At 68.4% G+C, this 22,948-nt stretch carries 26 protein-coding genes and 1 tRNA gene; 14 read left to right on the top strand and 13 right to left on the bottom strand.

What is annotated here, in order from left to right:
* Position 1 precedes the first annotated feature (1 nt).
* From ABH933_RS13250 to ABH933_RS13240, 3 genes are read left to right on the top strand one after another with little or no spacing between them, the layout of a single operon-like run.
* Complete coding sequence (locus ABH933_RS13250; protein WP_429423144.1) at positions 2-775, top strand: SDR family oxidoreductase; 774 nt, start codon at positions 2-4, stop codon at positions 773-775.
* A gap of 29 nt (positions 776-804) precedes the next feature.
* Positions 805-2,229, top strand: coding sequence for an aldehyde dehydrogenase family protein (locus tag ABH933_RS13245; RefSeq protein ID WP_429423146.1), 1,425 nt, complete (start codon positions 805-807; stop codon positions 2,227-2,229).
* Positions 2,229-3,197, top strand: a complete 969-nt coding sequence (locus tag ABH933_RS13240; protein ID WP_429423148.1) for an adenosine deaminase family protein — start codon at positions 2,229-2,231, stop codon at positions 3,195-3,197. Before ABH933_RS13245 ends, ABH933_RS13240 begins: the two co-directional genes overlap by 1 nt.
* Here the strand turns inward: ABH933_RS13240 and ABH933_RS13235 are convergent.
* On the bottom strand, positions 3,185-3,973 hold the full coding sequence (locus tag ABH933_RS13235; RefSeq protein ID WP_245401042.1) for an isoprenyl transferase: 789 nt from the start codon (positions 3,971-3,973) through the stop codon (positions 3,185-3,187). The two genes, ABH933_RS13240 and ABH933_RS13235, sit on opposite strands and share 13 nt — an antisense overlap.
* A gap of 124 nt (positions 3,974-4,097) precedes the next feature.
* Here ABH933_RS13235 and trhA point away from each other — a divergent pair, with 124 nt between their 5' ends.
* Together trhA and ABH933_RS13225 are read left to right on the top strand one after the other, a co-directional pair.
* Entirely contained in the window at positions 4,098-4,799 is a 702-nt protein-coding gene (gene trhA / locus ABH933_RS13230) for a PAQR family membrane homeostasis protein TrhA (RefSeq protein ID WP_429423150.1), read from the top strand.
* Between the two features lie 121 nt (positions 4,800-4,920).
* Positions 4,921-6,453, top strand: coding sequence for an adenylate/guanylate cyclase domain-containing protein (locus ABH933_RS13225; RefSeq protein WP_429423152.1), 1,533 nt, complete (start codon positions 4,921-4,923; stop codon positions 6,451-6,453).
* Between the two features lie 202 nt (positions 6,454-6,655).
* On the opposite strand, the gene ABH933_RS13220 is transcribed toward ABH933_RS13225, so the two are convergent.
* Together ABH933_RS13220 and ABH933_RS13215 are read right to left on the bottom strand one after the other, a co-directional pair.
* Positions 6,656-7,261 (bottom strand): LGFP repeat-containing protein, encoded by a 606-nt coding sequence (locus ABH933_RS13220; RefSeq protein WP_429423154.1) that lies wholly within the window; start codon positions 7,259-7,261, stop codon positions 6,656-6,658.
* 872 nt (positions 7,262-8,133) lie between these two features.
* Positions 8,134-10,203 carry a thioredoxin domain-containing protein gene (locus tag ABH933_RS13215; RefSeq protein ID WP_429423156.1) on the bottom strand — a complete coding sequence of 690 codons (2,070 nt, stop codon included), beginning with the start codon at positions 10,201-10,203 and terminating at the stop codon, positions 8,134-8,136.
* A 429-nt stretch (positions 10,204-10,632) separates the two neighbouring features.
* Here ABH933_RS13215 and ABH933_RS13210 point away from each other — a divergent pair, with 429 nt between their 5' ends.
* Complete coding sequence (locus ABH933_RS13210) at positions 10,633-11,901, top strand: helix-turn-helix domain-containing protein (RefSeq protein ID WP_429423158.1); 1,269 nt, start codon at positions 10,633-10,635, stop codon at positions 11,899-11,901.
* Positions 11,856-12,257, top strand: coding sequence for an NAD-dependent epimerase/dehydratase family protein (locus ABH933_RS13205; RefSeq protein ID WP_429455030.1), 402 nt, complete (start codon positions 11,856-11,858; stop codon positions 12,255-12,257). Before ABH933_RS13210 ends, ABH933_RS13205 begins: the two co-directional genes overlap by 46 nt.
* Positions 12,258-12,418: 161 nt before the next feature.
* Here ABH933_RS13205 and ABH933_RS13200 read toward each other — a convergent pair whose 3' ends face one another.
* Complete coding sequence (locus tag ABH933_RS13200; protein ID WP_215917972.1) at positions 12,419-12,871, bottom strand: MarR family winged helix-turn-helix transcriptional regulator; 453 nt, start codon at positions 12,869-12,871, stop codon at positions 12,419-12,421.
* Between the two features lie 61 nt (positions 12,872-12,932).
* Here ABH933_RS13200 and ABH933_RS13195 point away from each other — a divergent pair, with 61 nt between their 5' ends.
* Complete coding sequence (locus ABH933_RS13195; protein ID WP_429423160.1) at positions 12,933-13,289, top strand: hypothetical protein; 357 nt, start codon at positions 12,933-12,935, stop codon at positions 13,287-13,289.
* 33 nt (positions 13,290-13,322) lie between these two features.
* Positions 13,323-13,955, top strand: a complete 633-nt coding sequence (locus ABH933_RS13190; protein WP_429423162.1) for a hypothetical protein — start codon at positions 13,323-13,325, stop codon at positions 13,953-13,955.
* 24 nt (positions 13,956-13,979) lie between these two features.
* On the opposite strand, the gene ABH933_RS13185 is transcribed toward ABH933_RS13190, so the two are convergent.
* Together ABH933_RS13185 and ABH933_RS13180 are read right to left on the bottom strand one after the other, a co-directional pair.
* Positions 13,980-14,957: a GlxA family transcriptional regulator gene (locus tag ABH933_RS13185; protein WP_429423164.1), complete on the bottom strand. Its 978-nt coding sequence runs from the start codon at positions 14,955-14,957 to the stop codon at positions 13,980-13,982.
* Positions 14,958-15,081: 124 nt separating this feature from the next.
* A complete protein-coding gene (locus ABH933_RS13180; protein WP_429423166.1) occupies positions 15,082-15,939 on the bottom strand; it encodes an alpha/beta fold hydrolase in 858 nt (285 codons plus the stop codon).
* Between the two features lie 307 nt (positions 15,940-16,246).
* Between ABH933_RS13180 and ABH933_RS13175 the strand changes: the two genes are divergently transcribed.
* On the top strand, positions 16,247-17,272 hold the full coding sequence (locus ABH933_RS13175; protein ID WP_429455029.1) for an NADP-dependent oxidoreductase: 1,026 nt from the start codon (positions 16,247-16,249) through the stop codon (positions 17,270-17,272).
* Positions 17,273-17,535: 263 nt separating this feature from the next.
* Here the strand turns inward: ABH933_RS13175 and ABH933_RS13170 are convergent, their stop codons facing one another.
* The gene (locus tag ABH933_RS13170) at positions 17,536-18,099 is read right to left on the bottom strand and encodes a TetR family transcriptional regulator (protein WP_429423170.1); all 564 of its coding nucleotides are present in this window, start codon (positions 18,097-18,099) and stop codon (positions 17,536-17,538) included.
* On the opposite strand from ABH933_RS13170, the gene ABH933_RS13165 reads away from it, so the two are divergent.
* Positions 18,045-18,815, top strand: coding sequence for an SDR family NAD(P)-dependent oxidoreductase (locus ABH933_RS13165; protein ID WP_429455043.1), 771 nt, complete (start codon positions 18,045-18,047; stop codon positions 18,813-18,815). The genes ABH933_RS13170 and ABH933_RS13165 overlap by 55 nt on opposite strands.
* A 67-nt stretch (positions 18,816-18,882) precedes the next feature.
* Here the strand turns inward: ABH933_RS13165 and ABH933_RS13160 are convergent, their stop codons facing one another.
* Entirely contained in the window at positions 18,883-19,023 is a 141-nt protein-coding gene (locus ABH933_RS13160; RefSeq protein WP_429423172.1) for a hypothetical protein, read from the bottom strand.
* Between the two features lie 101 nt (positions 19,024-19,124).
* Here ABH933_RS13160 and ABH933_RS13155 point away from each other — a divergent pair, with 101 nt between their 5' ends.
* The gene (locus tag ABH933_RS13155) at positions 19,125-19,316 is read left to right on the top strand and encodes an SDR family oxidoreductase (protein ID WP_429423173.1); all 192 of its coding nucleotides are present in this window, start codon (positions 19,125-19,127) and stop codon (positions 19,314-19,316) included.
* Between the two features lie 15 nt (positions 19,317-19,331).
* Here ABH933_RS13155 and ABH933_RS13150 read toward each other — a convergent pair whose 3' ends face one another.
* Positions 19,332-19,541, bottom strand: a complete 210-nt coding sequence (locus ABH933_RS13150) for a hypothetical protein (protein ID WP_429423175.1) — start codon at positions 19,539-19,541, stop codon at positions 19,332-19,334.
* Between the two features lie 45 nt (positions 19,542-19,586).
* Here ABH933_RS13150 and ABH933_RS13145 point away from each other — a divergent pair, with 45 nt between their 5' ends.
* Positions 19,587-20,102: a DUF2306 domain-containing protein gene (locus ABH933_RS13145; RefSeq protein WP_429423177.1), complete on the top strand. Its 516-nt coding sequence runs from the start codon at positions 19,587-19,589 to the stop codon at positions 20,100-20,102.
* Between the two features lie 59 nt (positions 20,103-20,161).
* Here ABH933_RS13145 and ABH933_RS13140 read toward each other — a convergent pair whose 3' ends face one another.
* Positions 20,162-20,827 (bottom strand): TetR/AcrR family transcriptional regulator, encoded by a 666-nt coding sequence (locus ABH933_RS13140; protein ID WP_429423180.1) that lies wholly within the window; start codon positions 20,825-20,827, stop codon positions 20,162-20,164.
* A gap of 103 nt (positions 20,828-20,930) precedes the next feature.
* Here ABH933_RS13140 and ABH933_RS13135 point away from each other — a divergent pair, with 103 nt between their 5' ends.
* On the top strand, positions 20,931-21,833 hold the full coding sequence (locus ABH933_RS13135; RefSeq protein WP_429423182.1) for an SDR family NAD(P)-dependent oxidoreductase: 903 nt from the start codon (positions 20,931-20,933) through the stop codon (positions 21,831-21,833).
* 30 nt (positions 21,834-21,863) lie between these two features.
* On the opposite strand, the gene ABH933_RS13130 is transcribed toward ABH933_RS13135, so the two are convergent.
* The 3 genes from ABH933_RS13130 to ABH933_RS13120 all read right to left on the bottom strand — a co-directional run.
* Positions 21,864-21,934: transfer RNA gene (locus tag ABH933_RS13130), tRNA-Gly, on the bottom strand.
* 102 nt (positions 21,935-22,036) lie between these two features.
* A complete protein-coding gene (locus tag ABH933_RS13125; protein ID WP_429423184.1) occupies positions 22,037-22,615 on the bottom strand; it encodes a hypothetical protein in 579 nt (192 codons plus the stop codon).
* An 86-nt stretch (positions 22,616-22,701) separates the two neighbouring features.
* A partial coding sequence (locus tag ABH933_RS13120; RefSeq protein WP_429423186.1) for a hypothetical protein occupies positions 22,702-22,948 on the bottom strand: 247 nt, incomplete at its 5' end.

Genomic DNA, 22,948 nt, shown 5'->3' with positions numbered 1-22,948 from the left:
CATGGACCTCGGGATCGACGGCCGCACCGCAATCGTGCTGGCCTCCACCGCGGGGCTCGGTGCCGCAACCGCCGCCGCCCTCGCGGCCGAGGGCGCGAATGTTGTTGTCACCGGACGAGATCCGTCCAGCACCCGACAGGTCGCGCAGGCACTGAAAGCGGCGATCGGCGTCGACTGCGACCTGACCGAGCCGGGAACTGCCGAGCGCATCCTCGATGCCACCCGCGAAACCTACGGGGAGCCGGACATTCTCGTCCTGAACGGCCCCGGCCCGTCCCCGGGCACGGCGGCGGCCCTCGATGCGGCCGGGGCGCGCACCGCGGTCGATGCGCTGCTGGCAACCCACATCGAGCTGGTGAACCTGGTCCTTCCGGGCATGCGTGCCCGCCGGTGGGGGCGGATCGTCGCGATCGGTTCGAGCGGCGTCGAGGCGCCGCTGCCGATGCTGGCGGCATCCAACCTCGGGCGTGCCGCGCTGGCCGCCTATCTCAAGACGCTCGCCGCGGAGGTCGCCGCCGACGGTGTCACGGTCAACATGGTGCTGCCCGGTCGCATCGGCACCGATCGCGTCGCATCGCTGGACGCGGCAGCGGCCCGGCGGATCGGGACATCCGTGGATGCCGTACGCACCGCCTCGCAGGCCAAGATCCCGATCGGCCGATACGGCGAACCACACGAATTCGGGGCGGTCGCCGCATTCCTCTGCGGGGCACTGGCGTCGTACGTGACCGGCAGCATGATCCGTTGCGACGGTGGCCTTCTCGCCAACCTCTGAGTCCAGAACGTATCCCAGGGAGAATCACCATGACCACGATCCAGAACCTCATCGGCGGTGAGCGGGTCGGCGACCCCGACATCGAGCGGCGCAACCCCGCCGATCCCTCCGACGTCGTCGCCCGCACCCCGGCATCGTCCGTCACTGATGTCACGGCCGCCGTCGAATCCGCGGCCCGCGCGCAAATGCGCTGGGCTGCAATGACTCCGGTCGCCCGCGGCGCGGTGCTGCTCGATGCCGCGGATCTGCTGCGGCAGCGGCACGAGGCCGTCGCGACCGACCTGACCCGGGAGGAGGGCAAGACGCTGGCCGAGGCGCGCGGAGAGGTCCGCCGCGCCATCGATGTGCTCCGTTTCTTCGGCGCCGGCGGCTGGCGCGCGACCGGCGAGGTCCTGCCCAGCGCCTTCCCCAGCACGACGGTGTATACCCGGGCCGAACCGCTGGGCGTCGTCGGGTTGATCACCCCGTGGAATTTTCCGATCGCCATCCCCGCCTGGAAGATGGCGCCCGCACTCATCTCCGGCAATGCCGTGGTGCTCAAGCCCGCGGAACTGACTCCGGTGTCGGTGTACCACCTGACCCAGGCCCTGCTGGATGCGGGCCTGCCGCCGGGTGTGCTGAATGTCGTGCACGGATCCGGCCGGATCGTCGGCGACGCGCTGGTCCGGCACCCGGACGTCGCGGCCGTCTCGTTCACCGGGTCGACCGCCGTCGGCAATCGCATCCGCGCCGCCGTGAACGACCGACACGCGCGGGTCCAGCTCGAAATGGGCGGGAAGAACGCCTACCTCATTCTGGACGACGCCGATCCCGAGCGGGCCGCGGCGATCGTGGCGGCGGGCGGATTCGGCCTGACCGGCCAGGCGTGCACCGCGACCTCGCGGGTGTATGTGACGCCCGGCGTGCGGGATGCCTTCGTCAAGGCTCTGCGCGAGCAGGCGGGCGCGCAGCGGGTCGGCAACGGGCTCGACCCGGATACGACGATCGGGGCGGTGGTTTCGGCAGAACAGCTCGAACAGGATAGGGCCGCGGTCGCCGAGGCCGATGCGGCGGGCTTCGACATCGGGTCCGGCAGTGCATCGATGGGCCAGTTCTTCGCGCCCGTGGTGGTGTCGAATGCCCCGCACGACAGCAGGATTGCGCGCGAGGAGATCTTCGGTCCGATTGTCGCGGTCGTCGACGTCGACGATTACGAGGACGGCCTGGCGAAGGTCAACGATTCGCCGTACGGGCTCACCGCGGGTATCTGCACCGAAAACCTGGGCGCGGCTCACGATTTCGCCGCCCGCGCCCGGGCCGGTGTGGTGAAGGTCAACAGGCCGACCACGGGCCTGGACCTGAACGTGCCGTTCGGCGGTGTCGGGGAATCCTCGACGAACACCTACCGCGAACAGGGTGCTCGCGCAGTCGATTTCTATACCTGGCCCAAGAGCGTGTACATGGGGCATGCGTAATGGCGCTCGACCTTGTCGCACTCCCCAAGGCCGAGTTGCACATTCACCTCGAGAGCGCCATATCACGCGACCTCGCAACCGATTTCGCCGACAGATACCAGCTTCCGACGCCTCCGCGGGGACCGTTCCCCAACCAGGCCGCCTTCGTGCGCGACTACGAGCGGGTGCGCGATCTGATCGGCAGCCTCGCGGATCTGCATACGGTGGCGAAGGACCTCGCCGAACGACAGCGCGCGATCGGGGTGCGGTGGACGGAGGTGCACTTCATTCCGGCAACCTACGGCGGCCGGTTGGGCAGTGCGGACGCGCTGGTGGATACCGTGGTCGACGGGCTGCGCAGCGGCGGCGGCCCGGACGCCGCCGGGATCGTGCTGGGGATCAATCGGGGGCTGTCCAGGACAGCGGCATGGCAGTCCCTGGAGTTCGCGAAGCGCTGGCACGGGCGCGGCGTGGTCGCGCTCGGGCTCGCCGGCGACGAGGCGGGACATCCCGCCGCAGGCTTCGAGGATCTCTTCGCCGCGGCCGCCGAGGCCGGGATCCCCGCGGTCCCGCATGCGGGCGAGGGCCGGGAACCATCCTGGGTCGCTGAGGGGATCGACCACCTCTGCCCCACACGCATCAGCCATGGACTCGCGGCAGCCGACGATGCCCTCACCCTCGCCCGGATCAAGGCGATGGGTATCTGCCTGGATCTGGCGCCGAGTTCGAACGTGCTGCTCGGACTGGCCCCGTCCTTACCGGAACACCCTCTGCCACAACTGTTTCGAGCCGGAATACCGGTCTCGCTCAGCACCGATATTCCGTACTTCCTGGGGTACGACCTCGTCGAGGAGTTGCGGCGATGCGCCCTGGCATGGGACCTGTCCGACGATGAAATCGTGCGTCTGAGCGCCGCGGCATGGGACTACGCGCTGTGCCCGGCCCAGGTGCGCTCGGCCGCTCTCGCAGATATGCCTCAGGCCCCGTAACGCCGATGCCGGGCGGCGTAGTCGCGCAGCGCACGCAGGAAATCGACCCGGCGGAATTCGGGCCAGTACGCCTCGGTGAACCAGATCTCCGAATACGCGCTCTGCCAGAGCAGAAATCCGGACAACCGCTGCTCACCGGACGTGCGAATGACCAGATCCGGATCCGGCTGTCCCGAGGTGTAGAGATGCTGGCCGATGGCATTGACGGTGATCGACTGGACCAGATCCTCGCCCGTCTCCCCCGCCACGATCTCCTGCCGGACCAGCGAGCGCACCGCGTCGGCGATCTCCTGACGACCGCCGTAGCCGATGGCGACGTTCACGTGCACGCCCCCGCGGCCGTGGCTCTCGTCGGCGGCCTTGCGCAGGCGGCGCGCGACGTCCTCGGGCAGGCCATCGAGGGAGCCGACAATTCGCACGCCCCAGTTCTTGTCGGGCGCCGAGAGCTCCTCCACGACGTCCGTGATCACCTCGAACAGCGTCTCGAGCTCCTCGGGATCGCGGTTGAGGTTCTCCGTGGACAGCAGGTAGACCGTCACCATCTCGATGTCCACGGCCTCGCACCAGCCGACCAGCTCGGCGATCTTCAGCGCGCCGACCCGGTGCCCATGGCTGACATCGGTGAAGCCGTTCTCCCGGGCCCATCGGCGGTTGCCGTCGCAGACGACCGCGACGTGGCGCGGATGCTGCCTGCCCGCGAGTTGTCTGGACAGCCGCGCCTCGTAGATGCGGTACGGCAGCTCACGCACCTGACTTGCAAGCCTCACGGCTGCCAACCCTACGCCCCGGGCGGTGCGGGGTGGGTATTCGCTCTGTGGCCACCCGGCGCGGAGGTGTCGGCACCGGTACAGTGACCACAGCCCTAACCTACGGAACCGTAGGTTACTCAGGAGGTAACTTATGTCCGACTCGGTCATGCCCGCCGACGCCGCACCGGCGGCTCTGGACCAGGCGGCGAGCGTCCCGCTCAAGCCCCGGATGCGCGGCTGGATACACACCTGGGCCGTCGGCGTCTCCGCGATCGCGGTCGTCGTGCTGGTCGCGGTCGCCGCCCGGGTGTCCGCGACCGCGGGCTGGTCGACGCTCGTCTACGGCCTGACCGTCTGCGGCGTCTTCGGCGTCAGCGCCACCTATCACCGGGTGACGTGGCCGAGCGTGCGGGCCCGCACCCATATGAAGCGGGCGGATCACTCGATGATCTTCCTGTTCATCGCCGGCACCTACACGCCGTTCGCGCTGCTGGGGCTGCCGCGCCACACCGGGACGACGCTGCTGATCGTGGTGTGGGCCGGGGCGCTGGCCGGGGTCGCGCTGAAGCTGCTGTGGCCGCGCGCCCCGCGCTGGGTTGGCGTCCCGCTCTATCTGGTGCTGGGCTGGGCGATCGTGCCGGTCGCGGCAGCGATGACGCACAACGTCGGCGTGGCCCCGATGGTGCTGCTGCTCATCGGCGGGCTGGCCTACAGCGGCGGCGCGATCCTCTACGCCACCAAATGGCCCAATCCCTGGCCCGCGGTCTTCGGACATCACGAATTCTTCCACGCCGCAACGGTTCTCGCGGCGCTGTGCCACTACATCGCGGTGTGGCTGGTGGTTGTGCGGTAATCCTGGCGGAAACGATCACCGCGAAACGGCAGGGGCCCGCGGCCCACGTTCTATGCTGCTCGTTCGTGCTCTTCGAACCGATCCGCCCCGGCATGCGCGGCCCCCGCCTGCCGACGCCGCGATGAACCGGCTGATCCTGTGGGCGCTTCGGGTCCGGTGGGGACTGTCGCTCATCGTGATGGTCTCCAACCTCGGCGGGCTCGCGGTCATCGTCACCGAGCTGTGGCTCAGCGGCTTTCTGGGCCGGCTCGGACCGGAGTGGATCACCGCGATGGGACGCACCGCGATCTATCCGACGATCGGGGCGGTGGCCGGCATCTGGCTGGCCGTGCGCGACCGGTCGCACTACTTCGGCTGGCTCGATGCCGGACGCAAACCCACCGAGGCGGAGGCGCGGCGGCTGCTGAACCTGCCGTTGGCGATCACGCTGCGAGCGCTGGCCATCTGGCTGCCCGGCGTCGTCATCGCCACGGTGATCTTCGCGAACGTCGTGCCGTCGCGGGCGATCGCGGTGGTCGCGGCGATGTTCGCGCTGGGCGCCTTCGAATCGGCCGGATTCACCCTGCTCATCGTGGATCGGCTGGTGCGCCCGGCGATACCGACCGTCGCCTCGGTGCTCGGCGGCACCATGCACTGGAGTTCCACGGTGCTCAACCGGGTCGTGGTGTCGTGGATCGTGTCCGGGGCGATGCCGCTGTTGATGCTGATCACGGTGCTCGCCGATCCGGTCGCCCACGCCGACGACCGGATCCGGACCGCGGTGTACATGTCGCTGGTGGGCCTGGGCGTCGGCGCCATCGCCACCGCCGCGCTGGCCCGCGCGGTCGCCGCGCCGCTGCTGGTGCTGCGCCGCGCCCTGGACCGCATCGCGCATGGCGACCTCGCGGTGCGGGTGCCGGTCGGCAGCGCGAGTGAGATCGGGCGGCTCGAGCATTCGGTGAACGAGCTGGCGGAGAACCTGTCCGAGCGCGAGCGGATGCGCGAGGTGTTCGGCCGCCACGTCGGTGCCGAGGTGGCCGAACGGGCGCTGGCGGGTGGGGTGGATCTGACCGGCGATGTGCGGGTGGTGACGGCGCTGTTCGTCGACGTCATCGGGTCGGTGGGAATGTCCATGGGCCTGGCGCCGCGCGAGTTCGTGGCCAAGCTGAACCGGCTGCTGTCGATCGTGGTGTCGGCGACGGAGGACAACGGCGGGCTGGTGAACAAGTTCGAGGGCGATGCCGCGCTGTGCATCTTCGGTGCGCCGATCGCCCTGCGCGACAACGCGACTCCCGCCCTGCGCGCGGCCCGCCGCATCCGCGACGAGGTGGCCGCGGGCGGTGAACTCGATATCGGCATCGGGGTCGCGCGGGGCTCGGTCTTCGCCGGGGACGTCGGCACCGACACCCGGCTGGAGTTCACCGTGATCGGCGACGCGGTCAACGAGGCGTCCCGGCTGACCACCGAGGCCAAGCACGTGCCGCGGCGAATCCTGGTGAGCCAGGCGGTGATCGAGGCGGCCTCGGGCAACGAGAGCACCGGCTGGGAGCACTACGAGACGATCGCGCTGCGCGGGCGCACGGATCCTACGGACTGCTGGACCGATATCGCGCCGGTCTCGGAAGTCCCTGCCGGGCAGCCCGATTCGGCCTCCGAGGTCACCTCACGGACCTGATGCGCGAGTCGGCGCCGGGCTGTCGTTCCGGCACAATGGCCGGATGCACTGACGCACATGCCGATCCGGCGCCCGGTCAGCCCGTCCTGCGCCTCTCAGGACTGGACCAGATCGCCGTCGCTCCAGCGTGCTGCCGCCCGGAATCCACTGACGCGCAGACGGATCAAGGTCTGCTCCGGCCAGCGCACACCGGGTCGACGAATCACGGATGCCAGGTGATGGTACCGCCCTGGAAGTCCTGGGCCTTGCCGTTCTCATCGTCGTATTCGTCGCTGGTCGGGTAGCCGTAGTGGCCCTTCTCCGCGCCGTTGCCCTGCCAGACGCCCGCGATGTTGCCCCACACCGCGTGCGCGCCGGTCTCCTGGGACCAGTAGATGACCCCGCCCGGGAACAGGTTGTAGCGGCCCTGGCCGTCGGTACCGGCCGGGGATTCGTCCGACACCGGGAAGCCCAGCGGGCTCTTCTCCCAGCCCAGCGATGCGTACTTGTCGCGAATCAGGCCGCAGACGTCGTGCGCGTCGGTGCCGACGGACCAGTAGATCGAGCAGCCGCGCTCGAACACCTGGAACTTGCCGCCCTGCGCCGCCGACTCGGGGGTGGTCGGGTTGCCGAAGAAGGCCTGGCCGCCGCCGCGGACGTAGGCCTTGTCGATCGCGCCGCCGACGTCGAAGGCGCCGATGTGCTCGGCCGCGGCCGGTCCCGCGCCGCTCACGGTGGTCAACGCCACCACGGCGACACCGGCGGCGAGCGCCAGTGCGCCACGCCCGGACCGGGCGGAAACACGGTTCCAACGACTTGGCAACCTCACGTGAACTCCCTGGATAAGCGGCTGATCGAAGGCCTGGCGGACACCGCCGCCCAGGCCATAGTCCCGGGAGCCGTCGCGGTAAGCAAGCCCGCCGGCCTAGCGGGGCCGCGGCCATACGGTTTCGCTATTAACGGCCGCTGCCAGGGAGTTCTCGAGAACCGTGGGTGAGCGGGCAATATTTCGGCGATGCGGGCGGGCGTTCGCCGGTCGACCGTCGTTCGTTACCGCTCTCTTTGTCTCATGGACGCCAGCCGGAACTGCCCGGTACTTCGGATCCCACCGCTGCTCACCACCGGCAGGACACGCCTGCCCGCACGGCCACGGGTCCCGGTCGTTCCTCCTCGGCCCGAGGATGACATCCGACGCCGCGGTCAGTAATGCGACGCGCGGCTGTACGGCGACTCCTCGGCGCCGTCCGGTCCCTTCGACCGCGCCAGTGGAATCGGGCTGCGAGACTCCCAACCAGCGGGACCCAGTGCGGAGGGCCGGCGGTTGCGCCTCACCCACCTTCTCGAGCGGCCGGAACTTCCCGTGCTCGGCGGACGGACCCGCCGTTGCGGTCTCGCGGCTGCAGCCCTGCCGGTACCGGCCGACGCGGGCTTGGCTGCGCGCTACCAATTACACAGGCGCGTCGAACGTGGTGCGGGTCGAGCATTTCCGCAAGCGCGTCACCCGCTACGGGTGGTGCTGCTTCCAGCGAGCCACCAGCCGCGGGCGGCGCTACCTCCAGCAACTCACCAGCCGCCGGGCGGCGCTGCCTGCCGCGAGTCACCAACCGCGGGGCGGCGCTACCTCCAGCAAGTCACCAACCGCGGGGCGGCGCTACCTCCAGCAAGTCACCAACCGCGGGCGGCGCTACTTCCAGCGGGTCACTAGTCGCGGGTGGCGCTGATTCCGAGGGCGGCGTGCAGATCGGTTGCGTGGGTGACCGGAAGGTCGCATACCGAGCCGCGGCAGACGTAGGCCGCCGCGACACCGCGCACCGGCGGATGATCGGCGAGCAGCGGCGCCGAATTCGGCGGGCCCGCAACGACTACCGCGCCGCCGGGGGCGTATCTGCGTGCGGCGGTGACCAATTCGTCTGTCACGGAATCCTCGGGCAGGGAGACCGCGATCTGCAACGGTCCCGCCGCGGCCGCTTCGGCGACGGTGAGCCAGTGACCGCCCGAGCGGGGTGCGCGGGCCAGCACGACCGCGCTGCGGGACAGGGTGGCGTCGGCCAGTTCGCGGTAGCGGATCGCGGGGTCCGGGCGGCTCAGCGCGGAGGCCGTCAGCAGGGCCTCGGCGAAGGCGGACGCGCCGGACGGGGTGGCGCCATCGAGCGGGTCGCGCGGTCGCGAGATCAGCGATTCGGCATCGGCGGCGGTGTCGAACCAGCTGCCCGGCGCAGCCGGGTCGTCGAAATGGGTGATCGCGATGTCGAGTAAGCGCTGGGCGTTTTCGAGCCAGTCCAGGTCGCCGGTCGCCTGATGCAGGGCCAGCAGGCCGGTGCTCAGCCAGGCGTAATCCTCGAGCACGCCGGGGGCCGCGCCGGCGACACCGCCGAGTGAGGCGCGACTCAGGCGACCGTCGATTACATGCTGCGACAACAGCATTCGGGCGCACCGAGCCGCCGCGGCGACCCACTCGGCGCGGCCGTGTGCGGCACCGGCCTCGGCCAGGGCTGTAATCGCCATGCCGTTCCAGGCGGTGACCACCTTGTCGTCGCGCGCGGGCTGCGGGCGCTCGACCCTGGCCTGCCGCAACAAATTCCGCACCCGCTCGAAGCGTTCGGGTTCGGGCGGACCGGACAGGCCGGCGCCCGGCAGCGTGAGCACCGAGGCGCCGTGTTCGAAGTTGCCCTCGGCCGTCACCCCGAAAACCGTTGCCGCCCAGGTGCCGTCGTCCGGACCGAGGACCTCGGTGAACTGCTCCGGCGTCCAGACGTAGGTCGCGCCCTCGACGCCGGGGCCGTCCGGATCGATGTGCGTGTCCGCGTCCAGCGCCGAGGCGAAGCCGCCCTCTGCGGTACCCAGGTCGTCGATGATGAACTGGGCGGTCTCCGCCGTTACGCGCAGCGGAAGAGGTTCGGCGGTGGCGTCATCGGATCCGGTACGCGCCAGATGCGCATAGACGCGCAGCAATTGGGCGTTGTCGTACAGCATCTTCTCGAAATGCGGTACCACCCAACCCGCATCGACCGAATAGCGGGCGAATCCGCCCCGCAGCTGGTCGTAGATGCCCCCGCGGGCCATCGCGACCGCCGTGTCCACGACCGCAGGCCGCGCGGCGTCGTCCCCCGTGCGCTCGACGTGCCGCAGCAGCCCCTCCAACAGCGCCGACGGCGGAAACTTCGGCGCCCCACCGAATCCCGCATGCCGGGGATCCACATCGCGCAGCACCACGGCGACCGCGTGGTCGAGCAGATCCGGCCCCACCGCCTGCCCGCTGTCCGGCAGACCGGCGTACTGCTCCCGCAGCGCCGCGGCCACCTGCTCCGCCGCCTGATCCACATCGGCGCGACGCGTGCGCCAGGTATCGGCCACCGCGGCAAGCAGCTGCGTGAACGAGGGCATCCCACCTCGCGGCGTCCGCGGATAATAGGTACCGCAGTAGAACGGCTCGCCCGCGGGAGTCAGGAAACAGGTCATCGGCCACCCGCCCTGCCCCGTCATCGCGACCGTCGCCGACATATAGATCGCGTCGATATCGGGCCGCTCCTCCCGATCCACCTTCACGCACACGAAATCGGCGTTCATCACCGCCGCGACCGCCTCGTCCTCGAAGGACTCGTGTGCCATCACGTGACACCAGTGGCAACTCGCATATCCCACCGACAGCAGGATCGGCACGTCCCGCGCCGCCGCCTCCGCCAAAGCCTCGGCGTCCCACTCGCGCCAATCCACCGGGTTGTCGGCATGCTGGCGCAGATAAGGCGATGTCGCGCTGCTGAGGCGGTTCATGTCCCCAGCCTCCCACACCCGGTCGGCACGGTGCGCCCATAGCACTGCAGCGCAGGCAGCCGCTCAGATCGTCGAAGGGATGGATGCCGATGCGATGCTCGAGGAACCGCCAGTGCCCGCCGAAGCGAGCGTTACCAGCCGACAGCAACGGTGTGCAGGTACTGGTCAGGCGGTGCAGCCCATGCGGCCCTGGATCGGCGCGCCCGTCACGACACCATGACGAGCGTAGGGTCGAGCCGTGAAACGTACCCACCGCGCCCGACATCAACGAGGCGGAGGAAATTCGCTGGGTATCGCTCGAGGACGCAGCGACAATGATCGATCGGGGCGAAATCGTCGGCGCGGCTACCGTCGTCGCGATCTATCGCGGTCTCAGTCTCGAGGTGTAGTCAGCTCGCGTACACCCACGGCGTGCGTACTCACGCAGAGATGGGAGCAATTCTGGGCGTGGATCGAACGTTGATCTCGAAGTATCTCAGTGGGGCACGGCAATGTTCCGATATTTCGCAGTTGCGCCGGTTTGCCGACCTATTGGGAGTTCCGTACGAGACCTTCGGTCTTTCCGCGGTCGCCGCGACCGATGCATCGGTCGATATCACGCAATGGCGCCTCGCGCGGCGGGCGCTCAACCAGAATCGCCACGCTCTCACCGCGCTGGCTGCCGACCTGTATTGGGAACCGCAGCGGGTCGAGGCCACACAGTGCCTGACGATTCCCGGCTGGCTGCCGTCGATGCCTGTCGAACTCGGCGAGGTCGAACTCGGGTGGCGGGATGCGGCTCGTCCACCGGTTATCGGCACCGAAAGCTGTGCCGCACAGTTCATCCCGGAGCTCAGTGCCACGACACCGGGTCCGCGTTACAGCCAGGCAATCAAGGCGTACGCGCGACCGGCTCTATTCGAGAACAGAATCTCGTATCGGCTACTGGATTTAGGGTGGGCCGAAGGATCGGGCCGGATGTGGTTCGGGATGACCACATACTTCGACATGATCGATGTCTGCGAGCTGCTGGCTCATGAGATCGCCGCCGCCTGGCTCGTCGATCGGCGTGTAGCGATGCGCGAGTTGCCCTTTCGCACGCATGTCGGTAATTTGTTCGACCTCCAGCGGCGAGTAGTGCTGCCCAGCGTAAACACCCTGACGATCCGGCGAAGTCCCGGGGGTGACCGGTTCTTCCTTCATCGCCGCGCCGCCGCCAGTGTGACCACCGCAGCCGGGCTGTCGCATGTCATCCCCGCGGGTGTTTTCCAGCCCTCGGGGATCGGACCGGAGAATGTGTCGCAGGACTTCGACCTGTGGCGAAGCATACTGCGCGAATACTCCGAGGAGATGCTCGGCAATATCGAACATGACGGCAGCACAAGCGATCCCGTTGACTACAACACCGAGCCCTTCCGAACTCTCAACGAGGCCCGGTCCGATGGCCGCGTCCGAGCCTGGTGCCTGGGAGTCGGGATCGACCCACTGACACCAGCGGGCGAGATCCTCACCGTCGTCACCATCGACGCAGACGTCTTCGACGCGGCGTTCGCGAAGTTGGTGCAACACAACGCAGAAGGCGACCTGTATCCCTCTGCCCTCGGCTTGCCCTGGGACCCCGCCACCGTTCGACGAGTCATGACACAGGAACCGCTGGCCTGCGCCGCCGCAGCATGCATCGCACTGACGTGGAAGCACCGAAAGCAGCTGCTGCCGTGAGCGGGCGGACCCGAGTGATCGTCACGGGAGCAAACGGCTATGTGGGTGCCGAAGTGGCAGCAGCGATGCACGCCAACGGATTCGAGGTCATAGCGCTAGCCCATCACGATAAATCCCGCATCCCGCGATCGATACCGATCCGTTTCGGTGACCTGCACGATGTCGACTCGCTCCGTGATGCAGTCGAAGGCATCGATGTCGTCTGCCATTTGGCCGGACTGACGCGGGCGCGTGAATCAGTTGCCCTGCCGCTGAATCGACCGGATTGTCAGCGTGCTGACGCAGGTAAGGCGATGTCGCACTGGTCAATTGGTTCACGGTTCCGACCTCCTACGCCTGGCGAGCACACAGTGTGACCGACGCATGAGGGGTAACACCGCTTCACCTGAATCTGGTGATTGCCCCTTGCCCAACCAGAAAGTGCCCATCCGATCGCCTACTGCCTCGCGGTCGGTGGTATGGCGAATACCGGCAGCGCTCAACGGCTGTTGCGCAAGCGAAAGCCGGTGCCAGTCGGCTAGCTTCCCGGTAGTCCGGCGTCGGCGGCGAGGACCGTGAGCGCTTCCTGCAAGGCGCTGAGCTGGGCCTCGGTGAGGCGTGCAGTGAGGGCGCGGTCGACCTGCTCGGCGGCGGCGGTGGCCTGCGCGAGGAGATCCCGGCCCTCGTCGGTTAGGGTCAGGATCTGGCGGCGGCGGTCGGCGGGGTCACGGTCACGGCGAAGGGCCCCGCGCAGTTCCAGTTGATCGGCGAGTGCGACGACGAGGCTGGGGACCACGCCGAGACGGGCCGCGAGTTCCTGCTGGGAGGCAGCGACTCCGTAATCGAGGGCGGCAAGTAGGCCCACCTGCTTGGGCTTGAGGTTCAGCGATTCGATCTCCGCCGAGAAGCGGTCCGCCGCAATGGTTCCCAGGATGCCGAGCCGGTAGGCCACGGTGCTCGGGATCGCCGTCTTCTTGTTGACTCTGGACACGGTACCGAGTATATATCTACTCGAATGATTCATTGTACGAACGATTCGAGATGAGAAGTAAATGCCGACTGCGATCGCCACCCTGAACGCGCTGGTAGCCGTGGTGTCGGGGGTGTCCTGCCTGGTAGGTCTGCTGCGTCCACGCTTGGCGCTGCCCGCGGGCGAGTCCGTCACGCCGGGCATCACGTTTCTCCTCGGCGCCTATGCCGCCCGTGCCCTGCCGCTGTGCGGCGTGACCCTCGCCGTGCTGGCGACCGGGAACCGGACCGCGGTGGCCCCGGTCCTGATCGTGGCCGGCCTGGCCCAGATCGGTGATGCCGTGCTGGGTCTGCGGCTGCGCAACTACCCGATGGCCGCCACGTGCGTCGGGCTCGCCGCCGTACATCTGGGCACCGCCGCCTGGCTCGCCCTGTCCTGATCAATCGAAAACAGCTGTCGCAGAGGAACTGTCATGACATTCACCCGCCGCATCGTTGCCGTCGCCGGACTCGTCTACCTGCTCGCCTGGATCATCGGGCTGTCCGTCTGGCCCACGAATCCTTCCGTGCGAGCGACCGGCCCGCAGATCCTCGCCGCCCTGCACGGACACGTTCCGGTCGCGATCGCCCAGTACGTCTGCACCCAAGGAATCGCGGGAGTCGCACTCGCCGTGGTCGTTTCGACGTTCACCGGCTGGTCGCGCATCACCGGCCTACTGGCCGCCGCGGTCTCGCTGACCCAGTGCGCGCTGGGCGTGCACCTGTCGGGATGGTTGTCCACGGGTCCCGCCGACTCCTCGCACACCTTCTTCGCCCTGGTGAATCGACTGGACGGCATGAAGATGCTGCTACTCGCCGCCACCGCCCTGCTCGTGTCGGTTCCCGCCCTGCGCGACCACATCGGCCGTGCCTGGGTACACCGGACGGGTATCGCTCTGGCCGTGACCATTTCGGTCTCCGGCATCGGATACCTGCTGCTCAGTACCACTCTCGCACCGGCCGCCTACATCTCCGGGATCGTCCTGCTGAACTGGGTTCCAGCTATTGCGTGGACGAGCCGGGACATCACCGAGTCCGCAGTGGAAACACAGCTCGGTAGTCCTTGATCCACACCTCGGTCGAGGACGCGATCAATGCGCGGTGACGGCAAAGCGCTGCCGGTATCGATCGGGGGTGGTGGACAGCCGCCGCGCGATAACCCGGTGCAGTGTCTTGCCGTGCTTGTAGCCGACCGTGCGAGCGATCGCGTCGACGGTGAGGTCGGTGCTTTCCAGCAATCTACGAGCCGCCTCGAGCCGCAGTGTCTCGATGAATTGCGCAGGGGTGGTACCGGTCTCGGCGCGGAACGTCCGCGCGAAGGTGCGTTCGCTCATCCCCGCTCGAGCGGCCAGCGCCGCGATTCGCAGATCCCCGTTCAGATGCTCGGGCAGCCAGTGCTGCACAGCGCGGATCGACGGCGTCCGGGCGGGCTGGCTTCGCAGCGCCGCACTGTACTGCTCCTGTCCCCCCGCCCGCCGGACGAATATGACCAGTTGCCGGGCGATGAGCTGGGCGACCTCGGTGCCCAGGTCGGCGTCCACCAGGGCCAGTGCCATATCGATGCCGGCGGTGACCCCAGCCGATGTCCACCGATTGCGATCGTGCACGAAAATCCGGTCCGTCTCCACCTCCACCAGCGGAAATGCCTGGGCCATATGATCGCAGGCACCCCAGTGTGTGGTGGCTCGGTACCCGTCCAGCAGCCCCGCGGCGGCCAGCACCAACGCACCCGCGCACACCGAGGTGATCCGCTGGGATCTGCGCGCGAGTGCGGGCAACTGCTGCGCCACCTCGGACGACGTCTTCGGCACGAAGGCCCCCGCACCCCCGACCACCAGCAGAGTGTCGATCATCTCGGTGCCGGCTGCCACTTCCTCCAGCGATCGGTCAACAGCGAAACGCGCCCCGCCCGCGAGTTCGATTGTCCGGCCGCCCGGCGACACCGTGATCAGCCGATAGGCCGGAGCACCGACTGCGTGATTGGCCGCGGCCAGCACGTCTTGCGGACCTGCCAGGTCGAGCAGCTGGAAACCGTCGTAGACAACGAGCACGACCGTACGAGTTAACACGCCGACATTATTGTCACGATCATTGTCACCGTCCGACACGTGCTGATACCACGGCGAATGGCGGGCACCCCCCTGACCGGCGGCACGCCTGCGCATGAGCAGCAAAAACGACGTGGTCATCCGGTCAACCGATCCGATGTTCGGATGCCAGAGTTGTGAGGAACCGGACAATGAGATCCGCTGTGGCATCGGGCTTTTCCGCATGCAGGTAATGGCCGCCCGTGAGGGTCGCGAGCTGTCCGATACCCGGCGGCATCGCGGAGACGACCGCCTCGCCCTCAGCAACCGGATCGACGAAATCCGGATCCAATGTGCCCATCAGCACCAGGGCCGGGCAGGCGACATTGGGCAATTGCGCCTGCGCGTCGGCCGGCGTGGACTTACCGGTCTTCATGAATTCCGCCATCCGCCCCGGCTCCCGCAAGGTGGCCGCTAACGCCGCCATGTACGCGATGTAGTCGGCCGGCTTGCTCGGGTAGGCGAGGTCGAGGTAGCGAAGCCACCACCGCAGGCTTCCCGTTGTGGTCATGCCGAGCCGCAGCATCCCCTGCCGATACCGGCGCACCCGGCAGAATCCCGCCACATCGAACTTCTGGACCAGTGTGAACGGGTTGATCTCCACCACGCCCGCGACCAACTCCGGTGCGATGGCAGCGGCAATCGTCGCCGCGCCCCCGGAGATCGAGTGTCCGACGAGCACGGCCGGACCGCCGAAGTGCCGGATCACCCCGACCATGTCCCCCGCCACATCAGTCCGGCTGATGGCCGCCCGCCCGGTCTCCGACGCCCAGTCCATGGACGACTCGCCGTGGCCTCGGATGTCCATATTGACGACCCGATAGCCCGCCGCCGCCAGCCGCGGCGCGACAGCCCGGTATGCCTGGCGGTGGTCGCCGATACCGTGCGCCAGCAGCACCAGTGGGCCCTCGCCGAGCACGTCGTACGCGATCCGGCCACCGGTCAATTCCACAAAGTCGGTCACTTCGCTGCCTTTCCTCGAATCCCCGCGGATCAGGGACTCACTGCGACCGAATTGAACGGGAGCACGGGGCCGGGGGCGAGGACGGCGGCAGACCCGGTCACCGAAGCGGCAGAGATCGTCACCCGCCGCGGCTCGAGGCTCTCGCAACGCCGCCGATAACGTGAAATCGCGACAAATCAGTCGCGACAACACGTGTCGAAAGCGAGCAATACATGGATGCGCAGGCCCTGGACGAGGTGCTCGAGGCACCTTCGGCCGATCCCCACGACATGCCCCCGCGCGGCACTACCGCCCTGGTTCGCAAGTCATGATCGTCGGAGCTCGCCAGCCGAGTACTACGACCATGCGTGCGGCGCTACACGAGCACTGGGGATCGCCACTGGAGATCGCCGACGTCGCGCGGCCGGAGCCCGCCGCCGGGGAAGTGCGCATCGCGGTGCAGGCGACCAGCGTGAACCCGATCGACATGCACACCGGCCGGAATTCCGGCTATGAGCCGTCCATGCGGCTGCCCTGCATCCCCGGCTGGGACGTCGCGGGTGTGGTCGATGCGGTCGGCTACGGAGTGACTCGCCATGCCGTGGGCGACCGCGTCTACGGTCTGGCCTGGTTTCCCTACCCTGCGGGCACGTACGCCGAATACTCGACCGTTCCCGCATATCACTTGGTGCCCATGCCGAAATCGGCGTCCTTCACGGAGGCGGCCTGCTTGCCGATGGCCGCGCTGACGGCGTGGCAGATGCTCGACGCCGTCAGGGCACGGACCGGTCAGCACGTGCTGATCAGTGGGGCCTCCGGCGGCGTGGGTCACGTCGCGGTGCAACTGGCGGCCGCACGCGGCGCCACGGTCACGGCGTTGTCGCGGCCCGATCACCATGCCACACTGCGCGAATTGGGCGCGCACACCTGCGTGGACTACACCGATCCGGATGCGGTCACGGCGATCGGGAAGGTCGACGCGGCGCTGGATCTGGTGGGGTTCGACTTCGGCGCCGCCCTGTTCGACCGCGTGATGCCCGGCGGGGCGATCGCCTTGTCGACCGCCTGGTCGATCAACGGATACCGAGACGTTGCGGCGGAGCGGGGTATCCGCGTGGCCTCATGCTTGGTCGAACCCGATCCGGTGGCACTCGCGGCGGTCGCGGAGCTGGTTGATGCAGGCGCGGTCCGGGCCGTTGTGGGTGCCGAGTTCGAGCTTTCTGACGCCGCCGAGGCCCAGCGCTGGGTCGAGAATCGGCGCGGCTTCGGCAAGGCCGCGATCATCGTGAACGCGCCCGAGACCCATCGGCATGCGAGTGCGTCACATGCACCCGGCGTTGAAGACCGGTCATAAGCCGAACCCGAGGCAGTGAATGCGGTCCGGTCCGGCTACACCGCCGCGACCTGCCGCAGAACCCATCGACCCGGGAGGGCTTCACCGCGGTTCCGCACGTGGTGGTCTCCCGCCGCCGGCTGCGCACCCCGGCAGCCGAAACCCTCACCGCCACAGGCACAGAACAGACAGGGACAGGCCGAGGCGGTCGGCGGCGTGGGTGATTCAGAGGGTGGTGATCATGCCGCCGTCGATGATGAAGTCCGGCTCGGACCCGCGCGGCGTCAGGCGCGCACGGCCGTGAGGGCCTCGACGTAGATCTCCTCGAGGGTGCCCTCGCCGTTGCGCTTGGCCCAGATCTCCATGGCGGTGTCCAGGCAGGCGAGGCAGGCACCGACGAGCGCGTGGGCGCGGGGGTCGGGCACGGGCCCGGGTTGTAGGCCCATGCGCCGCTCGATCTCGGGAACGAGCAATTGCTGCCAGCGCAGGTGTTTTTCGAGGTGGCGGGCGCGCAGGCCGGGGTTTGCGGTGGTGAGGAGTGCGATTTCCAGTGCGCGGCGGGGATTTCCGGCGGTTTCGGCCAACGCGGCCAGCGCGGCGCTCAACGCGTCCCACGGGCCTTCCTCGGCCGGCCGGGCCACCAATGCCGCGCGCACCACCTCGCCCAAGGCCATCAGGTCGCCGACCACGATGTCCTCTTTGGTGGCGTAGTAGCGGAAGAAGGTGCGCGTCGAGATGCCGACCGCGGTCGCGATCTGCTCGATGGTGGTCTGCTCGCAACCAGACCACCCTCCTGACCGGCGCGAGCGCGGGAATCGGCGTCGAATTCGCGCATCAGCTCGCCGCACGCGGGTCCAACCTCGTCCTCGTCGCGCGACGCGCGGAACGGCTCGAGAAGCTCGCCGCCGAACTCGAGGCCGCGCACGGCATCCGGGCCGCGGCCTGCCCGGCGGATCTGAGCCTGCCCGGCGCGGGAACCGCTGTGGCCCAACAGGTCCGGAGCCAGGAGTGGCGGCCGACCAGCCTGATCAACTGCGCCGGCTTCGGCACCTTCGGCCCCTTCCACACCGAGGACCCGCAGCGACTGACCGCCGAACTCGGCGTCGATATCGGCGCGGTGGTCGACCTGACCCGCGCCTTCATCGGCGACCTGCGCGCGGCGGGCCGCGGCGTCCTGATCAATGTGGCGAGCATGGCCGCCTACCAGGCGACACCCAATATGGCCGTCTACGGTGCGGCGAAAGCCTTCGTTCTCTCCTTCACCGAAGCCCTCTGGCAGAAGTCGCTCGGCACCGGGCTCCGCGTGCTGGCACTGTCACCCGGCGCGACGGATACCGAATTCTTCGACGTCATCGGCACGGCCGACGCCGCGGGCGGCACCCGGCCGCGATCCCCGCGCGAGGTCGTGGACACCGCCCTGCGGACACTGGACCGGCGCAACCCGCCGCCGAGCATCGCCGTCGGCCGCCTGAACAGGGCGGCGCTGATCGGACAGCGTTTGGTGACCAGGCGCCGAACCATCCTCACCTTGGCGGCCATGACCACATCGGGCGCGACGAATTGAGTGGCGGCCGGGGATACGGCCGGGCTCATCGTGGGCACGGCGTCGCCGAGCGGCGTGACCGCGCTGGTCAGCAGTCGCGGTCGGCGGCGGCGAGGACGCCGGCGATCAGGCCCGGGTAGCGCTGGTCGAGTTCGGTTCGCAGGGAGACGAAACAGCGGGTGCCTTCCGGGCGACTGAACACCACGCCGGCCTCGCGGAGGGTTTTCATGTGATGGCTGAGGGTGGATTGTCCGCAGGGGACGTCGAAGTCGGGGCGCAGGTGTTCGTGGCCGTCGGAGCGTGCGCCTGGACCGGGAGGTGCTGCCGGGCATGATTTCTCGCGACAGCAAAGGCTTGGCCACCGCGCGAAGGGAATTCGCCGAAACCTTCAGGATTCCCGCCGGCCGCCCGGGCGCGGCCGAGGACGTGGCCGAACTCGTCGTCTTCCTCGCCTCCGATCGTGCCCGCTATATCACCGGCACGGTGCAGGTCATCGACGGCGGTGTGCTGCCGACACTGTGAGCGGCGGCCGCGGGCCTAGAGCCCGAGCAGGGTCGTCAGGGTGGTGACCGCCAGCTCCTCCGGCGGCGCGTCCAATCCGAATCGCTTGTTCGGTTGGCGCAGCATGAGTTCGGCGATGCCGTGCAGCGCGGCCCAGATCGATCGGGCCATCAGCTCGGCGGAGGCGTTGGCGGACAGCACCTTCGCGCGCTGAGCAGAGGCGACGGCGGTGACGAGCAGTCCCATGTCGGACTTGCCAAGACCTACGCCGTCCGACCCTGGCCGATCCAGGTGGCGTTCTACTTCCACATCGTCTTCGCCGGTTTGGCACTGGCCCTGGGGCCCTGGCAGTTCGCGCGGCGAATTCGACTGCGGCACATCACCGTTAATCGCACGATCGGCCGCGCCTACCTGCTCTGCGTCCTGCTCGGCGGCATCGCGGCCCTGGTCATGGCACCCTTCAATCCCGTTGGCCTGCTGGACTTCTTCGGATTCGCCATGCTCGCCACGCTCTGGCTCTGGACCGGATGGCGAGCCTACCGCGCCGTCCGCGAGCGCGACATCGCCGCTCATCAGGCGTGGATGATCCGCTGCTTCGCCCTCACCTACGCCGCGGTCACCCTGCGCCTGGAATTCGGCGCGCTCATCCTCGTACAACTGCCGTTCGTTCACGCGGGCACCGGCATGTCGGCGATCACCGCGAATGCCTATGCGCCGCTGCCGTTCCTGTGCCGGCTGCCGAATCTGGCCGTGGCCGAGCTCATGATCCGCCGTCGCGGCCTTCCTGCCGCGTTGCCGAGTAGATGACCAGGGTGTACCAGCTGCGTCATACGCAGGGCCGTTTCCCTCACAGCAAACGGAAAGGTTCAGGCGCGCGGCAGCACGCCCAGGAGCGCCGCGGTGAAGGAGTACCGCAGGGCATCGCGCAGCTCCAGGTGGAACACGCCGAGGGCGGGCTCGTCCGCGTAGGCAGCGAGGAGGCTGGGCGGCGGCGGGACGTACGCCGACAGGGCACCCGCCGAGACCAGGCTCATCAGGCAGAACAGCTGCGCGCCGTCGCCGAGCTCAGGCAGGTGACGGCGCACGAGATCGGCCATGACCGCGAGCCTCGTGAGGGAGGAACGCTTGTGCCGCTTGACCACCTCGACCGAGACGTTGCGCTCGAGGACGCCACCCTGCCCGCCCAAGAGGTCGCAGAGCACCACCCGCTCCGCCAGCGACCGGCTGAGGATCTCGGCCAGCTGACCCGCCCGCACTTCCGGCGCCGCCTGCGCCTCGACGCCCGCGGCCAGCTCGTCCGCCAGATCGGCGAGCCAGCTCCCCAGGAAGACGTCCAGCAGTTCGAGCAGCACCGCCTCGCGCGACTCGAAATACCGCAGGACGTTCGACTTGGCCAGGCCCACCCGCCGGCTGAGATCGTTGAGGCTCACCTCGGCCACGGGCATCTCGTCGAGCATCGCCGCCGCCGTGTCCAGGATCGCCCGGCGGCGGATCTCCCGCTGCTCCTCGCTGCGCGCCCGCTGAAATGTCACGCCCTCACTTTAGCTTAAAGACCACCGGTCCCTTGACAGAAGACCGGCGGTCTTTTATGTTGGTTCTCATAAAAGACCGATGGTTCTTAATGAGGAGTACGTCATGAGCAGCAACTGGACCGAGCAACACATCCCCGACCAGCACGGCCGGGTGGCGATCGTGACCGGCGCCAACACCGGGCTAGGTTTCGAGACCGCCCGGATGCTCGCCGCACGCGGGGCGGCGGTGGTCCTGGCCGTCCGCAACATCGAGAAGGGCAAGCAGGCAGCCGCCCGCATCACCGGCGACGTCACCGTCCAGGCCCTCGACCTGACCTCCCTGGACTCGATCCGGTCCGCGGCGGCCGACCTGCGCGCCGCCCACCCGCGCATCGACCTCCTCATCAACAACGCCGGCGTGATGTACACCCCGAAGCAGACCACGGCCGACGGCTTCGAGCTGCAGTTCGGCACCAACCATCTCGGCCACTTCGCCCTGACCGGCCTGCTGCTGGACCGGCTCCTGCCCGTTCCCGGCTCCCGCGTCGTGACGGTCAGCAGCACCGGCCACCGCATCCGGGCCGCCATCCACTTCGACGACCTGCAGTGGGAGCGCTCGTACGGCCGCGCCGCCGCCTACGGCCAGTCCAAACTCGCCAACCTGATGTTCACCTACGAACTACAGCGCCGGCTCGCCCCGCACAGCACCACGATCGCGGTGGCCGCCCATCCCGGCGTGTCCAACACCGAACTCATCCGCAACACGCCCGCCGCGCTGCGGGTGCCCATTACCTGGCTCGCGCCGCTGCTCACCCAGAAGGCCGAGATGGGAGCCCTGCCCAGCCTGCGCGCCGCCACCGATCCGGCCGTCACCGGCGGCCAGTACTACGGCCCCGGCAACCGCGGCGAGATCCGCGGCTACCCGAAGCTGGTCACCTCCAGCCCCGACTCCCACAACCAGGCCACCCAGCAGCGCCTGTGGGCCATCTCCGAGGAGCTCACCGGGGTAACATTTCCCGTGCGGTAAAGCGGTGACTCCAGCGGCGGGATTTCCCTGAGGCCGCAACAGGATTCGAACCGGTGTACACCACTTGGCAGGCGGTTCCCTCACCACTCGGGCATACGACCAGGCCGTCCGGGACGACGGGCGTAGCTCCGATGCCCGGACCTGCCCGGTCGCTGAACCCATTCTGGCCGTGGCCGAGCTCATGATCCGCCGTCGCGGCCTTCCTACCGCGTTGCCGAGTAGATGACCAGGGTGTGGTCCGGATGTTCGGCGAGGTGGAAGGCCGTGTACGCGTACTCGACCACCTCGCCGCTCCTGCGCCGCAGGCGCTTTCGCCCGCCTTGGCGGGACTGCACGTCGTAGCGGGGCCACCAGGCGCGCATCTCCGGACTGCCAGCGTTCAGGTCGTCGATGAGCCGGTCGAACCGCGGGTCGGAGGCGTGCCGCGCGGCGACGGCACGCAGTCGCGCCAGTAGTCCTCGCGCCTCGGATTCCCAGTCGACGAGTACGCGACGGGCCTCCGGCTCCAGAAAGACCCAGCGCACGAAATTGACCGGATCTTCCTGCCGGGACACGAGATTCGGAAACAGCTCCTCGGCCGCCTCGTTGTGGGCGAGCACCTCGTAGGTGGCGTCGATGATGTAGGCGGGATGCGGCTGCAACAGGCCGGGTACGGCCGCCGCCTCGGCCGGAAGTCGTTCGCCCGCATCGATATCGGCCGCGCCGACCCGGCCCGCGAGACGGAAGAGATGATTCGATTCCTGATCGTTCAAGCGCAGCGCCCCCGCCAGCGCCGTGAGCACCTGATCGGATACCCCAATGTCGCGGCCCTGTTCGAGGTAGGTGTACCAGGTCGCGCTGATGCCGATCGGATACTATTTAGATAATACTAGTTGACCTGCGGGAACGCAGCAACCCATGCTGTACGGGGGTGTTCCCTGATCGGATCGGGGCCAATTCGCCAGCAATCGGCACGTAAGCGATGACGGTCGGCGATCGGGCTGCTGTCCTTCTTCTTCTCGGACAAGGTGATCACCTTGATGGATGATTCCCACGACGAGACTGCTCGGTGATGAGTTCTCGCCCGCTCGCGCACAAGAGACGAAAGTCCCTGACGTACATATGAACTCGGCCCC

The sequence above is a fragment of the Nocardia sp. GP40 genome (assembly GCF_050434125.1).
In the GTDB taxonomy this organism is placed as follows: domain Bacteria; phylum Actinomycetota; class Actinomycetes; order Mycobacteriales; family Mycobacteriaceae; genus Nocardia; species Nocardia albiluteola.
Note: the sequence above shows the minus strand (reverse complement) of the source record. Positions and strands in the feature narration are given on the sequence as shown.